We start from the raw sequence: 15,251 nt of genomic DNA, 5'->3' as shown, positions 1-15,251 counted from the left end.
AAATTCCCTCTCCCTTGATGGGCTTATCCTTACCCACAAATTGGGTAAAAGGATGGGGTAAACAAGAGCCTGCCTTGATGAAAATCAAGGATAAACCACGAAGAGCACGAAGGACACGAAGAAAAAAATATTTGTTTTATAATTCTTCGTGCCCTTCGTGTTCTTCGTGGTTTTTAAAAGATGTGGGTAAGGATAAGCCCATCAAGGGAGGGGAAACTCTTATGCCGACGCTGTCAGGACAAAAGGAGATGAAACTTAACCCATAGCACTATAATCTGTAATGAGCTTACTTTTTTAACTTGATTTTGAGTAGATACGACTATCTCTTTCGATGTAAGTTTTTTTTACAAAAAAATCTGGCCCTTTATATGCCGCCAAGAGGAGTTTTCTCGAAAAAGCAGCTAATAAGTAGTGGTGGCAATAGATGCCTAATAATAGTAATTTTTAGAGCCAACGCAGCATTTACATATAGAAATAAGAATAAAGATAAGATATTTTACTCACCGACTTATCCAGACAACTTTTGACTCTATGCGGGTGAGTCTCCGTCAATTAGAACCTTACAGGCCCCTGCCTGTCTAAAAAAAATTTTCATTCCGATTAAAAAGGCTGAGCAGGTAAAGTTGGCATAATTCTTGCTATCTATAAATCCAGAGGGCGATAGTTCTGGCCGATTGTAACTATTCAGCCACGGATTTACACGGATGAAACACTGATTTTTTTGGAACTACTCAGCCTTACCGCTTAATTCCATGTCGTTTAATCTTATCCTCTGGAGGGAGGATAGGGCTGTGCTGACATTGTAACCGTTCAGGTATAGCTGCACGGATTAGCACGGATAAATAACAGGACAGAAGGCGGAAGTGTAGGGACAGGGCTTGTCCCTGTCCGTGCTTGTCCATGTCCGTTCCGTAGACGGACAACCACAAGGGTTGTCCCTACAGCCTAAGGACAGACCCGAATCACGGACACGGCTCACGGATTTTCCGTGTTTCATCTGTGTGCATCTGTGGCTGAACGGTTACCCTGCATTTACTGGAAAGGAAGGAAATGGAGGCAAAGAGAGAAAGAAATTCCTGGAGTGAAATAATTAGATGGCTCATGGGAGTCTGTCTTTATTATACCCGATCGCTTGATCTGTTTAGAAAGATTCGTCGGCCCAAGGTCATTATCCTTTCTTACCATCGGGTGATAGATGACTATGTTAGACCTCAGATGGCTGTTTCTCCGGCCACTTTCGAGAAGCAGATGAATTTCCTCAGGAATAATTTTAAGGTTGCGTCTTTAGATGAGGCGATGCCTTTTCTTAAAGGAGAAATCCCCCTGAAGGAGGATATAGTAGTGATTACCTTTGATGACGGATATAGGGATAATTACACCCAAGCCTTTCCTATCCTGAGAAGATATTCTCTGCCGGCCACTATCTTCCTAACCACCAATTTTATAGGCACAGACCGCCGGCTCTGGTGGGATGAGGTAGACTCTCTTTTAGAACAAAAAAACGGCCAGGTTCGCCGAGGTATTTATCCGGTGGAAGTAGAAAAATGCCTTTTAGAGATTGAGGCTAAAGAGGGAAAAGAGCGAGAGGAGGCTAAAAACAAGCTGATTTCTATCTTAAAGGGTATGGTGGAGTCAGTAAGAACAGAGATTATAAGCCACCTTAAAGTTGGCCGAGAAGATACAGCCGCCTCCTCTAATAGAGTTATGTTGTCCTGGGAAGAGGTGGATGAAATGAAGAGAGAAGGGATATCCTTCGGAGCTCATACCCACTCGCATCTGTCTTTGACAGAATTACCCCTTGAAGCTGCCAGAAAGGAGATTGTGGAATCCAAGACGGCCATTGAAATCAGGTTAAAGGAACCGGTCGGCCACTTTTCCTATCCTTTTGGAGAGATAGAGGATGGGATTAAGAAGATAGTCTGGGAAAATAATTTCCAGTCGGCTTGTTCCATCAAAGAAGGGGGAAATAACTATGGTAGTGGCCAGAATGACCTTTTTGCCTTGAAGCGGATAGGGGTAAATGAATTATCTTCCAAGAGTCCTTTTGGATCTTTTTCTGATCCCAGATTTGCTTTACGGATATTTAAAGGATCACGTTAGAAAGGAGTGATGCCAATACCTTTAGGTAATTTACAGAGTTAGGACAGCGGAGGGGCCGATGTCTTAAAAATATAGAAAAGGGGCTAATGGTTTAAAACAGAAAAATGGGGCCAATCTAACCGCTTGATTTTCGATATAGGAATCTTAGAATCGAGCGTAAATCAAAAGTAACCGTTCATCCCATGAGACTGGACGCTGGATGCTCGATTCTGGATGCTCGAGGATCGAGCATCGAGGATCGAGCATCGAGGATCGAGCATCGAGAATCGAGCATCGAGGATCGAGTTTGTGCCTTAGGGGCTGAACGCTTACAATCAAAAAAAAGGAGAACCACAGATGAGAAAAGTATTACTCTTTTTACTGGTCGCCACTCTATTGGCTTTCACCAGTGTAATAAGTCCTAACCTTGCCCTGGCCGCAGACCTGAGTGTAACGATTGATACCGTCGATCAGAATGGCCAGCATATCCCCGGCTATATCCGGCCATACGGCCAGGATTGGCAGGCCAGCCCGCATATTATGACCTTGCCGGATGGGGCGGCCACTATCTTTACGGCCTATGCCGGCTTTAGAACCGTAGAGCAAATCGTAACCATTTTGGATGATGCCATTCTGACCATTGACGCTACTGATACTTCGGTAACCCAGGCAAGTAGTTCAGGGGCCGGCCGTGGCCTTAGCCAGATTAATTTCCAGTTTCTCCCCCTTTCTGTGGTCACTAATACCGTGGATGGAAGCCAGCAGCATCTTGAGGGTTGGGTGCGAACGGCTTATTATGCTGATTGGCATGCCACCCCTCACACCTTTACCCCTCAGAACAGCCCCCCGGATTTAATTGTTAATGGCGGGACGGTTTCCTTTGAGGCCATGGCTGTATCTACTACGATTACCCGAACCGTCTTAGTCTGGCAAGATACGGCCTATACCGTGGGTGATGAAACAACTATCAGTCCCGGACCAGGCCCAGGCGTGGCCACGATTGATTTTGTCTTCACGGTTTTAACCGTCTATTTAGACACCGTTGACCAGAATGGTCAACATATTGATGGATTTATCCAGAAATATGGCCAGGATTGGCAGGCTACGCCGGCCACGGTAACTATGCCTAAGGGCGCCTCTACAATTTTTACCAGCTTCAGTGGTTACAGAACCGTAGAACAGATCATAACTATTCAAGAGGATACCATTTATACCATTGATGCCACAGGTGCTTCAGTAAGTATGACCACCGGCAGCGGCGCAGGCAGCGGCGCCGCCCAGGTGATCTTTACCTTCTTCCCTCTCTCCGTTGCCTGTGATACACTCGACGTAGCCGAGCAACATGCTGACGGTTTTATTCGACCGGCTGCCTATGCCCCCTGGCAGGTCACCCCTTACATTTACACTCCCCAGCACCGCCATCCGGAATTGATTGTCAACGGGGGTGCGGTTCCTTTCGAGGCCTTGGCCTTTAGCTCTACGGTTACTCAGACGATAACTGTTTGGGAGGATACCGCCTACACCGTTCAAGATGGAGTAACTGAGAAGCCGGGAGCAGGCGCAGGCACGGCTACCGTAGATTTTATCTTTTCTACCTTGACCCTGACTATCGATACCGTCGATCAAAACAGCCAGCATATTGGCGGTTATGTTCAGATATACGGTCAGGATTGGCAGGCGGCGCCCTTTACGCTGACTATACCGGCCGGAGCGACCTCTGTGTTCACCGGATACGCCGGTTACAGGTTAGCAGAGCAGATTGTAACCCTTACCGAGGGCAACATTTATATCATTGATGCTACCGATGTCACCGTGACTCAAACCGTGCAATCTGGCGCTGGAGCAGGGGCCGCCCGGATTATTTTCAAGTTCCTGCCCCTTTCTATTACTTGCGATACACTGGATGGGAATCTCCAACATGTAGAAAATGGAGAGGTTTGGATAAGCGCCTTTAGTATCTACCATTTCACCCCCTATACTTATGAGCCGACTAATTCTAAACCGGAGCTTATAGTCAATGGAGGCACCGTTACCTTTGATTTCTTTGCCGCTTTTAAAACGGTTACCAAAACAATAACTATCTGGCAAGATACCGCCTATACAGTGAATGGTGAAATAACTTCCGGCCCTGGCCCTGGCCCAGGCGCCGCCACTATTGATTGTCTCTTCCACTTTTTGTCGGTGACCTTTGATACAGTGAACCAAAATGGTCAACATATCGAGGGGTTGTTCCAATTGGCTGACCAGGGTTGGCACTCTACTCCATGCGTGATGGAGCTTCCTGACGGTATTATGAACCGCTTCCTTGGTTTTGCCGGTTACAGAACTGAGGAAAATATATTAACTATTAATGAGGATATGATTTACACCATTGATGCTACTGATAGTCGGGTGGTTCAAACCCAAACCCCGGGCGCCGGATCAGGCACCGCCAGGGTTGTTTTTCAATTCTTCCCCCTTACCCTGACCCTTGATACCGTGGATCAGGCGGGAAGGCATATAGACGGTTTTGTCCAAATCAATCCTGCGGCTGATTGGCAGAATAGTCCCCATACTTATGTCCCTCAAGACCGTCCTTTTGTGGTCAATGGGGCTACCACCTATTGTGAAGCCTATTCCGACTACGCTTCAGGGGGAATGGGCCTCACCTTCTGGGATGAAACTATTTACACGGTTGATCTAATCAGTGGCGTCCCCATTCTTACTACCGGTCCTGGTTTAGGCGAAGGTTTAGCCGCCCTCAACTTTATTGTAGCCGAACAGACAGGAGATGTGACGCCTCCCTTAGTGACGATAGAATCTCCGGAGGCCAGGCCCTATCTTCACTCTGACACCGTATCTGTTTCCTTTACCGCCACCGATCCGGAGTCAGGTATAGATTCAGTTACGGCCATTCTTGATGGGGAAAAGGCGTTGTCCAACGGTGACATCCTCAACCTCTTCCAGCTCAAGTTAGGCGAGCATACCCTGGTAGTTACTGCCTGGAACAGAGAGGGTGATTCCGCTTCTGCTTTGGTGGCCTTTGAGGTTGAAGCCACCATTGATACCCTGATTGAGGCCACGAATGTGTGCTACAAAAAGGGACTTATTGACTCCCAATGGATCTGGCTCTCTCTGCGAGCCAAGGCGGTCCTGGCTAAGAAACTGATTGACTACCGTTATTACAGCCTGGCCAAAATCTGCCTCTTCTCATATATCAAGGAGGTAAAACTCTATCAGGGCACCCACATAAGGCCCCAGGCAGCTGATTACTTAATAGCCGAAGCCAGGTATATTATTCAACAACTGCCTGATGACCCTCTCGCCACCATTAATCTGATGATCTTCGCGGTAAAGATTGGCTATCAGATGGACCTGATCAGCAGCCAACCATTAGCTGATGCCCTGATTGCCAAGCTGAACATGGCCGGGTATCAAATAGCGGCCGGTTACCTTGAGGCCGCTAAGGAGACCCTAAAGAAATTCATTTCTCAGGTTAAAAATGCCAATGGAGCTATTCATCCTGACCTGGCTAATCTTCTGATCCAGGGGGCGAGGTATATTATTGATCATCTGGACCCTGCCCAGGCCGCCCCTATTCTTTCCGAAGGGGAAAACTATCCTGATTTCTTGAAATCAGAGACCTGGATTCAATCTGTGCCTGAAATCACGAAAACCAGGTTAGGCCAGAACTATCCCAATCCCTTGAATCCGGAGACCTGGATTCCCTTTGAGCTGGCTCAGGAGGCTGAAGTAAACATCCGAATTTACAATCTTTCCGGAGAGCTTATTCGGACCCTGAAGTTAGGGAAGCTCGGGTCCGGATCATACACCTCAAAGGGGGTATCAGCTTACTGGGACGGCAAGGATTCCGACGGAAGTGAAGTCGCCAGCGGCATCTACCTTTACCAGCTTATTGCCGGATCTTCGGTAGAGACGAGGAAGATGGTGGTGCTTAAATAGGAAGATGGCGGATGGCGAATCGCTAATTGTGAATCGCGGATTGCGAATCGCGGATTGTGTATTTATCCCAATCCGAAATCTGAAATCCGAAATCCGGTAACTATTTAGCCACAAAGCCACTAAGGCACGAAGAGAATATTTGTAATCTTTGTGCCTTAGTGGCTGAATAGTTACGCCATTCGCCATTTAAAAAGGGGTTTCTGGAGGCCAATTCGGGCCCAAGGCCGGACAATCCGCCATCAGAAATCCGCCATTAAAAAAGGGGGCCATTCATGTGCGGTATATGCGGCGTATACAATTTTGGTTCAAGTGAGCCGGTTAAACCAGGGCTTGTTCGGGAGATGACCGATGCTCTTTATCATCGCGGTCCTGATGAAGAGGGGTTTTATGTCAAAGATGACCTCGGTCTCGGTATGCGACGGCTGGCTATTATTGATCTGACTACCGGCCAACAGCCTGTTTCTAATGAAGATGGCAGTATTTGGATCGTTTTTAATGGAGAGATATATAATTACAGGCAGCTCAGGGATGACCTGATCCTAAAAGGGCATCAATTTAAGACCAAATCCGATACTGAGGTCATTGTCCACCTTTATGAAGAGGCGGGCGAGATGTGTGTCAGACAGTTGGGGGGGATGTTTGCCTTTGCTATCTGGGACAGGGGCAAAAAAAAACTCACCTTAGCCAGGGACCGGTTGGGGATTAAGCCCCTCTATTACTGGCTTAATGCCAACTTTTGTCTCTTTGGTTCAGAGATCAAGGCCCTCCTGAAAGACAGCCGTATCCCCAGACAGATTAATTATGAAGCCCTGGATGATTACTTCACCTTTCGGGCCATCCCTTCTCCCAGATCGATCTTTAAAGGAATCTATAAGCTCCCGCCAGGTCATATCCTGACTTGCACCCCTGATCATGCCTCCCTTAAAGAATACTGGGATGTAGAATTCACCTCAAATTCATCTCTCTCAGGAAAAGCAGATCTCTATGCCCGTGAAGAAAATTATGCCCAAGACTTAATCCGTCATCTGAAGGACTCGGTTGAAAGCCAGTTGATAAGTGAGGTCCCTCTGGGCGTTTTCTTGAGCGGGGGGATAGATTCTAGTGCGGTGGTGGCGGTAATGAGCAATGGCCTTAATCGGCCGGTGATCACTTCTTCCATTGGATTTTCTGAAAACGGGTTTGACGAGACTAAATTTGCCCGATTAGTAGCCCATCTCTATCAGACCACTCATTATGAACATACGGTCAGACCCGAACTTGAGGCCCTGCTGCCCAAACTTATTTATCATTTCGATGAACCCTTTGCTGACTCCTCGGCTGTGCCCACCTATTATCTTTCCAAGACAGCCAGAGAACACGTGACGGTGGCCCTTTCCGGTGATGGAGGGGACGAATTATTTGCCGGATACAGGAGATATTTCTACGACAGATTGGAAAACAAACTGAGAGGATACCTGCCCCGCTTTATCCAAAGATATCTCCTGCCGCCTCTGGCCGGAATTTACCCCAAGGCCGATTATCTCCCCCAATTTCTCCGGGCCAAGACCCTGTTGACCAATCTTAGCCTTTCGCCAGAACAAGGCTATGCCAATTCGCTTTCTCTCTATAACCGTGACATGAGGAGAAAGCTCTATTCGGAGGACTTGAAGCGTAAGTTGGCCGGATATGACCCGGCTGACACGCTCATTAAATATTTTAAAAAAACCGAGGGGCTTGACCCTCTGTCTCGAATCCAGTATGTGGATATCAAGACATATCTGCCTGATGATATCCTGACTAAGGTTGATCGAATGAGTATGGCCAATTCTTTGGAGGTGAGGGTTCCCCTGCTTGACCATCAGTTGGTCGAATTTGCGGCTACTATCCCCCCTGATTTAAAACTTAAGGGGGATAATTCCAAATACATCTTTAAAAAGGCCGTCCGCCCTTATCTCTCTCCGACTATCCTGGAAAGAGGAAAGATGGGCTTTTCTATCCCGGCAGACATCTGGTTCAGAAAGGACCTCAAAGGGATGACCGAGGATATCCTCTTTGATAGTAAGACGCTTAATAGAGGTTATTTTAATTCGAGATTTCTTCATAAGATGTGGCGGGATCATCAATCGGGGTTAAAGAATTATGGTCAGCATCTTTGGGCCTTGCTCATGCTGGAGATGTGGCATCGGGAGTTTGTGTAGCCAGAACACAGGGCCCACTGGCTGTCTGGTAGCCTGGCTAAGGACAGACCCGAATCACGGACACGGCTCACGGATTTTCCGTGTTTTATCTGTGTGCATCTGTGGCTGAACGGTTACAAAGCAACAAAAAAAGAAAAGGAATCAGTGTTTCATCCGTGTCCATCCGTGGCTGAATAGTTACATTAAAAGTTAGGGGATTTCTGGTACGGCGGAAAGACAGTTGACTAAAAACGAGGCTTGTGGTAAAATAAGGGATAATGAGGATTCTTTATCACCACCGAACCCAGGCTGAAGATGCCCAGGGGATTCATATCAACGAGCTTATCAAGGCCTGGCGAAAGCTGGGACACGAAGTAGAGTTGGTGGCTTTGGCCCAGCGAGGGGATGATCTTGAAAAGACCAAAGGAAAGAGATGGGAATATGTGGCTTCTTTTTCACCACGCCTGATATATGAATTACTCGAACTGGCCTACAATTTAGTGGGTTACTTCAGGCTGGTAAAGGCCGGTAGGAGGTTTCGCCCTGATTTTCTTTACGAGCGATATTCTCTCTATAATTTCTCTGGTATTCTGGCGGCCAGGTTTTTGGGAATCCCCTTGATCTTGGAGGTCAATTCACCCTTGGCCTATGAAAAAAAGAGATATGAGCGATTGGTCTTTTCTCCTCTGGCCAGGTATCTGGAAAGGCGGATATGTTCTGGGTCGAATAAGACGATCGTGGTCTCCGGGGCGTTAAAAGACCATCTCTGGCAAATAGGCGTGCCTTTGGAAAGAATAGTGGTTTTGCCCAACGGGGTTAATCTTGATGAATTTGATGCCGCCGCCTGTAATGGAGAAGCGGTTAGAAAGAAATACGGACTCGATGGTAAGATAATTCTTGGTTTTACGGGTTGGTTCAAAGACTGGCACGGTTTGAATCTGGCTATGGAAGTGATGAGTGAGATAGGTAAGAGCCCAGAGCCCCTTAAGGCCTTACACCTTTTGCTGGTAGGTGATGGTTCGGCTCGACCGGATTTGGAGGCTTACGTGCATAATCACGGCCTGGGATCTTTCGTTACCTTTGCCGGACCAGTGAAACGAAAGGATATTCCGTCTTACGTGGCGGCTTTTGATATCGCCCTTCAACCGGGGGTAACCCCTTATGCCTCACCTATGAAGCTCATCGAGTATATGGCCATGGGTAAAGCGGTGGTTGCCCCTGCCTTACCTAATATTTGTGAAATACTCCAAGATGGTCAAAACGGCCTTCTCTTCAAAGAGGGGGATAGAGATGATCTAAAGAGGGTGCTGTTAAAACTGATTGATCATCCTGAACTGCGGAGGCAATTAGGGGAGAAGGCCAGAGAGACTGTCCGGGAGCGTGGTTTTACCTGGGAGGAAAACGCCCGGCGGGTAATTGAGTTGGCGGGTGGGGTTAATAATTAACCAGTAACTATTTAGCCACAAAGCCACTAAGGCACAAACTCGATGCTCGATGCTCGAGCATCGAGCATCGAGGATCGAGCATCCAGCCTCATGGGATGAACGGTTACAATAATTGACAATGGCCAAAGGAGAGGATACAATGCCACTCTTTGATGTTTCTATGCCTATCAAGCGGCGGATGCCGACCTATCCTGGCGATCCCAAGGTAGAAATTAAATCGGTCTGTCGAATAAAAGATGGGGACAGGTTAAATCTTTCCGGCCTCTGTATGGGGACTCACACGGGAACCCATGTGGATCCGCCTTATCATTTTGAAGAGGCTGGCCTTAAGGCGGATCAATTGCCTTTGGAATTACTCATTGGGCCGGCTAAAGTTTTTGAGTTGAAGGTATTAGAGAAGATTACCGCCTCCGATCTGAAGGAACTTAAGATGGAGGGGTTTTCCCGGGTGCTTTTTAAGACCAGGAATTCCGAATTATTGAAAGAAAGGGGTTTTAGGCGCAATTTTGTCTATCTGACCGGTGATGCCGCCCAGTACTTAGCTGATCAAGGCATTAAACTGGTGGGCTTTGATTACCTTTCCATAGAAGAATACAAAAATAAGGCGTCTCCAGCCCATCATATTCTTTTAAGTCGTGGAATCCCTGTCATTGAGGGGTTGATTTTGGAGGGGATCGAGGCGGGGGAATATGAACTCATCTGCCTTCCTTTGAAACTGGAAGACGGTGATGGCGCTCCGGCCAGGGTTGTTCTGAGACCGCTATTTTCTTGTTGACATTAGGGGAAATATGGTGTATAATATCCACAAAAAAGGTGAAAAAGGGAGAGAAGAGTTTTTGCCGAAAGGAACCCCGTCTTCCAGAAAGAAGATAGGCGATGTCCTTCTGGAAGCAGGCGTTATTACACCCGAACAGCTTGAGCAGGCTTTGTTGGCCCAAAAGGGAAATAAGAGACGACTGGCTTATCTCTTAGTTGATCTTGGCTTAGCTAAGGAAAAAGACATTGTCCCTGTTCTGGGTGCCTTTCTGGGGATTCCTTTCATGGACTTGTCCCAGCTTAACCTGGAGGAGATCAGTCCGAGGGTAAAGAGTATTATTCCTGAGTTCCTTATGCGGCGGCATCTCCTTATTCCCATTTCTCTGAAAGAGGCCAACCTTTCCATTGCGATGGCCGATCCTTTGGATGTATTGGCCTTAGACGATATAGCCAGAATGACCGGCTACCAGATAATATCCTTCATTGCCTGTGAGTCGGAAATTAAGGAGGCCATTGACAGCTATTATAAAAAATTTCTTACCCTGGAGGAGATCCTAAAGGAAACCAGAGGCAAGGGGAAGATTGAACTTATTGGGGATAGAGAAGAGGAGGCCGATGTTTCCAAGCTTAAGGTTGATGCTGAGTCCGGCCCGGTAATTAATGTAGTTAATCACCTCTTAATTGAGGCCATTTCAGCCGGGGCCAGCGATGTTCATATTGAACCTTATAAGAATCAACTTCGAACCCGATATCGGATTGACGGTATGCTGCATGAAGTCTCTTCACCACCCAAGGAACTTCATGCGGCCATTGTTTCGCGGGTAAAGATTATGTCCAGGTTGGATATTGCCGAAAGACGCCTTCCCCAGGATGGACGGTGTAAGGCGGTGCTGGAGGATAGAGATGTCGACCTTCGAATCTCGATTATTCCAACTGCCTTTGGAGAAAAGGTGGTTTTAAGGATCCTCGACCCGGAAAGCCTCTGTCTGGAACTGACTGAGTTAGGCTTTGAACCGGAGGCGCTGCCTGTTTATAAAAAGAAGATAGATAATCCTTATGGAATTATTTTAGTTACCGGACCCACCAGCAGTGGTAAGTCAACTACCCTTTATTCGACCCTGAAGATTTTAAACACCATTGATAAGAATATTATCACGGTCGAGGATCCAGTGGAGTATGTTATTGAGGGAATAAATCAGGTTCAGATAAAGCCAGAGATAGGTTTGGATTTTGTCACCGGCCTGCGGTCTTTCATGCGGCAGGATCCGAATATTCTTATGGTAGGAGAAATAAGGGATAGGGAAACGGCTGAGGTAGCCATAAATGCCGCCCTGACCGGGCATCTGGTCTTTTCTACTCTCCATACTAACGATGCCCCGGGAGCCATTACCAGGCTGGTCAATATGGGCGTTGAACCCTTTCTTATTACCTCAACGGTAATTATGAGTCTCTCTCAGAGGTTGGTTCGAATCATTTGCCCAGCCTGCAAAGAGAGTTATCAGGTCTCCAGGGCTATGTTGCAAGAGATAGGGTTTCCTTCGAGGGAAGAATCATCCGTCCTTTACAAGGGGGCCGGATGCAAGAAATGCGCTAATATTGGTTATAAAGGTAGAATTGGGGTCTTTGAGTTGATGGAGATGACGGATTCGATTAGAGACCTGGTCCTTGACCGGGAACCCACCTATAAAATTAGAGACTGTGCCGAAGCCGAGGGGATGATTAGTCTTAAAGAAGCCACCGCCCGAAAGGTCTTTGCCGGGGTTACGACGGTAGAAGAGTTCTTAAGGATAACGGTTGAAGAGAGGGCGCTGCATTAAATCGGTAATCGGTGATCAGTGACAGCCGATTATGGCTTTCTTTTCACCGAGTAACCGTTCAGCACATGATGCTGGATGCTCGATCCTCGATGCTCGATCCTCGATGCTGGTAAAGGATCCAGTATCCATGATCGAGCATCGAGTTTGTGCCTTAGTGGCTGAACGCTTACTTCACCGATAACCTGATACCGATTACCTGAGTGAGAAGGGGCCTAATGAAGAAAGAGGAGAAGTGATAAACTATGTATAGTATGGAAGAACTTATCCACATTATGATTGAAAGAGAGGCATCCGATATACATTTAGTTGTAGGGACTCCTCCCCAAATACGGGTCGACGGTGAACTCATTCCGCTAAAAACGGAGAGACTTACTCCGGAGGTATGTCAGGAACTGACTTACAGTGTTTTGACTGAGACTCAGAAGCGAAAGTTTGAAGAAAGTAACGAGTTGGACCTCTCCTTTGGAGTAAGGGAGATCGGTCGAATAAGGATGAATGTCTTTCGTCAGCGGGGGACAGTCGGAGCCGCCTTGCGGAGTATACCTAATAGGACCTTGTCCTTTGAGGAGCTGGGTCTGCCTCCGGCCATCTATGAGATGGCTAAACTAACCAAGGGACTTGTTCTGGTTACTGGTCCTACGGGTTCCGGTAAATCAACTACCCTGGCGGCTATTATTGAATATATCAACCAGAATAGAAAAGAGCATATCGTCACGGTGGAAGACCCGATCGAGTACCTTTATTCCCATAAAAACTGTATTATCAGCCAACGAGAGGTAGAGTCCGATACGGAGACCTTTGCCGCGGCGCTGAAATATGTCTTAAGACAGGATCCGGACATTATTATGGTGGGTGAGATGCGTGATCTGGAGACGATTAGGGCTACCCTGACCATTGCTGAAACCGGTCATCTGGTACTGGCTACCCTCCATACGCCGGATGCGGTCCAGTCCATTAACCGAATAGTTGACGTCTTTCCTCCCCATCAACAACCTCAAGTTCGAGCTCAGCTTTCCTTTGTTATCCAGGCCGTCTTTTCTCAGCAGCTTATGCCCAAGGCCGGCGGCAAAGGCCGAGTCCTGGCCTGTGAGGTCCTGATCGCTACGCCGGGTCTTAGAAACCTGATTCGTGAAGAGAAGGTCCATCAGGCCTATACCTTAATGCAGGCCGGGGGGAGAGAAGGTATGCAGACCATGAATATGTCATTAGCCGATCTTTATTCCCGAGGCCTGATTACAGCTCAGGAAGCTTTATCAAGGTCTCTTGATCCCAATGACTTAAAGAGATTTATGGATAGGAGTGCGGCGATGTATTAAAAAGGGTTCGAGGGTTTGTAACCGTTCAGGTATAGCTGCACGGATTAGCACGGATAAATAACACAGGACAGAAGGCGGAAGTGTAGGGACAGGGCTTGTCCCTGTCCGTGCTTGTCCATGTCCGTTCCGTAGACGGACAACCACAAGGGTTGTCCCTACAGCCTAAGGACAGACCCGAATCACGGACACGGCTCACGGATTTTCCGTGTTTCATCTGTGTGCATCTGTAGCTGAACGGTTACGAGGGTTTTTGGGGAAGTTGGTGGGAGTATTTACTTGAACCCTTCATGTCTGGAGCCCTTGACCCCTTTTAAAGGAGGTAATAAAGTGAATTTTACTTATAAGGCGAAAAATCCTTCAGGTGGTGTGGTCTCAGGAACAATAGAAGCGGACAACGAGCGAATGGCTATTAGTAAGCTCCGGCAGCGCCGGCTGAATATCCTCTCGGTGGCCGAGAAGCGAGAAACCTTTTGGAAAAAGATAGCCGAATTAGGCTGGCATGGTCGGGTGAGCCTGGGCGATTTATCTCTTTTCTCCCGGCAGCTTTCTACGCTGGTTAATGCCGGGGTGCCTATCGTCCAGAGTCTTATTACCCTGGTGGAACAGACTACCAAAAAGAAGCTGCAAGAGACCATCACGAATGTCCGGGAGGAGATCGAAAAAGGGGCGTCTATTTCTCTGGCCTTAGAAAAACACCCTGATGTCTTTTCCGAACTTTACGTGAGTATGGTCAGAGCTGGCGAGTCTGGTGGTGTTCTTGATGAAATACTGGAAAGAATCGCAGCTTATCTGGAAAATCTGGCTCAATTGCGGCGAAAGGTTATTACCGCTATGGCTTATCCGGTTACGGTTTCTCTCATTTGTCTGTCGATAACTATCTTTATCCTGATAGTTATTATCCCTCCCTTTAAGGCCATTTATGATACACTGGGGGTTAAGCTTCCGGCCCCAACCATAATCCTTTTGGCTATTAGCGACATTTTAAAGCACCATTTCCTCTGGGTCTTTGCGGTAGTAGTTCTTCTGGTTTACCTCTTTATCCGGTTCATCAAGACGGAAAGAGGGAAAGAACTCTTTGATCACTATATTCTCGAGGTGCCTTTGTTTGGCAGCCTGTTTAGAAAGATCGCGGTGGCTAAATTTGCTCGCACCTTTGGCACCATGGTCAAATCTGGTGTGCCCATTTTAGAGGCCCTGGAGGTAGTCGCCAAGACATCAGGGAATAGAGTCATTGAAGATGCCGTAATGCAAGCCCGAAACTCCATCCGTGAAGGAGAAAAGATTACTGATCCATTGAGAGACAGCGGGGTTTTCCCGCCTATGGTTATTCAAATGGTGGCCATAGGTGAGGAGAGTGGTAGTTTAGACATTATGTTGGCCAAATTGGCTGACTTTTATGACCAGCAGGTAGATGCCACTATTGCTTCCCTGGCCAGCATGATTGAACCTATCCTTATTCTCGCTATGGGGGTAATCATTGGGGGTATTATCATTGCTGTCTTCCTGCCTATCTTACTGATGCCTACCGTCTTGGGGTAAAGAGAAAGGCTGAAGGCTGAAGGCTGAAGGCTATTGAACTTCAGTCTTCAGCCTATCTGCCTGATCGGTGCAGATACTGTATCTACTCAAAATCAAGTTAAAAAAGTAAGCTCATTACAGATTATAGTGCTATGGGTTAAGTTTCATCTCCTTTTGTCCTGACAGCGTCGGCATAAGAGCTTCCCCTCCCTTGATGGGAGG

Annotated in this window: 11 protein-coding genes; all 11 read left to right on the top strand. The window is 47.3% G+C overall.

The annotated features are described in order from the left end of the window. A partial coding sequence (locus AB1797_07315) for a hypothetical protein (protein ID MEW5767423.1) occupies positions 1-266 on the top strand: 266 nt, incomplete at its 5' end. A gap of 784 nt (positions 267-1,050) precedes the next feature. Continuing rightward, the gene (locus AB1797_07310) at positions 1,051-2,100 is read left to right on the top strand and encodes a polysaccharide deacetylase family protein (GenBank protein ID MEW5767422.1); all 1,050 of its coding nucleotides are present in this window, start codon (positions 1,051-1,053) and stop codon (positions 2,098-2,100) included. A gap of 182 nt (positions 2,101-2,282) precedes the next feature. Further along, on the top strand, positions 2,283-2,504 hold the full coding sequence (locus tag AB1797_07305) for a hypothetical protein (protein ID MEW5767421.1): 222 nt from the start codon (positions 2,283-2,285) through the stop codon (positions 2,502-2,504). After that, positions 2,437-6,021 carry a FlgD immunoglobulin-like domain containing protein gene (locus tag AB1797_07300; protein MEW5767420.1) on the top strand — a complete coding sequence of 1,195 codons (3,585 nt, stop codon included), beginning with the start codon at positions 2,437-2,439 and terminating at the stop codon, positions 6,019-6,021. The genes AB1797_07305 and AB1797_07300 overlap by 68 nt, the downstream gene beginning before the upstream one ends. Before the next feature lie 272 nt (positions 6,022-6,293). Beyond that, positions 6,294-8,198: an asparagine synthase (glutamine-hydrolyzing) gene (gene asnB, locus AB1797_07295; GenBank protein ID MEW5767419.1), complete on the top strand. Its 1,905-nt coding sequence runs from the start codon at positions 6,294-6,296 to the stop codon at positions 8,196-8,198. Between the two features lie 257 nt (positions 8,199-8,455). Next, positions 8,456-9,622, top strand: a complete 1,167-nt coding sequence (locus AB1797_07290) for a glycosyltransferase family 4 protein (protein ID MEW5767418.1) — start codon at positions 8,456-8,458, stop codon at positions 9,620-9,622. A gap of 139 nt (positions 9,623-9,761) precedes the next feature. Then, complete coding sequence (locus AB1797_07285; protein ID MEW5767417.1) at positions 9,762-10,397, top strand: cyclase family protein; 636 nt, start codon at positions 9,762-9,764, stop codon at positions 10,395-10,397. A gap of 61 nt (positions 10,398-10,458) precedes the next feature. Further along, complete coding sequence (locus tag AB1797_07280) at positions 10,459-12,195, top strand: ATPase, T2SS/T4P/T4SS family (protein ID MEW5767416.1); 1,737 nt, start codon at positions 10,459-10,461, stop codon at positions 12,193-12,195. A gap of 31 nt (positions 12,196-12,226) precedes the next feature. Beyond that, a complete protein-coding gene (locus AB1797_07275; GenBank protein ID MEW5767415.1) occupies positions 12,227-12,376 on the top strand; it encodes a hypothetical protein in 150 nt (49 codons plus the stop codon). Positions 12,377-12,437: 61 nt separating this feature from the next. Continuing rightward, positions 12,438-13,511: a type IV pilus twitching motility protein PilT gene (locus tag AB1797_07270; GenBank protein MEW5767414.1), complete on the top strand. Its 1,074-nt coding sequence runs from the start codon at positions 12,438-12,440 to the stop codon at positions 13,509-13,511. A gap of 327 nt (positions 13,512-13,838) precedes the next feature. Beyond that, complete coding sequence (locus AB1797_07265; protein ID MEW5767413.1) at positions 13,839-15,050, top strand: type II secretion system F family protein; 1,212 nt, start codon at positions 13,839-13,841, stop codon at positions 15,048-15,050. Positions 15,051-15,251 lie beyond the last annotated feature (201 nt).

This window comes from bacterium (assembly GCA_040753085.1).
Taxonomy (GTDB): domain Bacteria; phylum UBA9089; class JASEGY01; order JASEGY01; family JASEGY01; genus JASEGY01.
This window is presented reverse-complemented; position numbering and strand designations above follow the sequence as displayed.

Bases quoted from the DNA above. Each gene is read 5' to 3' on its own strand.
- AB1797_07275 (MEW5767415.1), top strand. From the start codon at position 12,227: ATGGCTTTCTTTTCACCGAGTAACCGTTCAGCACATGATGCTGGATGC.
- asnB (MEW5767419.1), top strand. From the start codon at position 6,294: ATGTGCGGTATATGCGGCGTATACAATTTTGGTTCAAGTGAGCCGGTT.
- AB1797_07290 (MEW5767418.1), top strand. From the start codon at position 8,456: ATGAGGATTCTTTATCACCACCGAACCCAGGCTGAAGATGCCCAGGGG.
- AB1797_07310 (MEW5767422.1), top strand. From the start codon at position 1,051: ATGGAGGCAAAGAGAGAAAGAAATTCCTGGAGTGAAATAATTAGATGG.
- AB1797_07305 (MEW5767421.1), top strand. From the start codon at position 2,283: ATGAGACTGGACGCTGGATGCTCGATTCTGGATGCTCGAGGATCGAGC.
- AB1797_07270 (MEW5767414.1), top strand. From the start codon at position 12,438: ATGTATAGTATGGAAGAACTTATCCACATTATGATTGAAAGAGAGGCA.
- AB1797_07300 (MEW5767420.1), top strand. From the start codon at position 2,437: ATGAGAAAAGTATTACTCTTTTTACTGGTCGCCACTCTATTGGCTTTC.
- AB1797_07285 (MEW5767417.1), top strand. From the start codon at position 9,762: ATGCCACTCTTTGATGTTTCTATGCCTATCAAGCGGCGGATGCCGACC.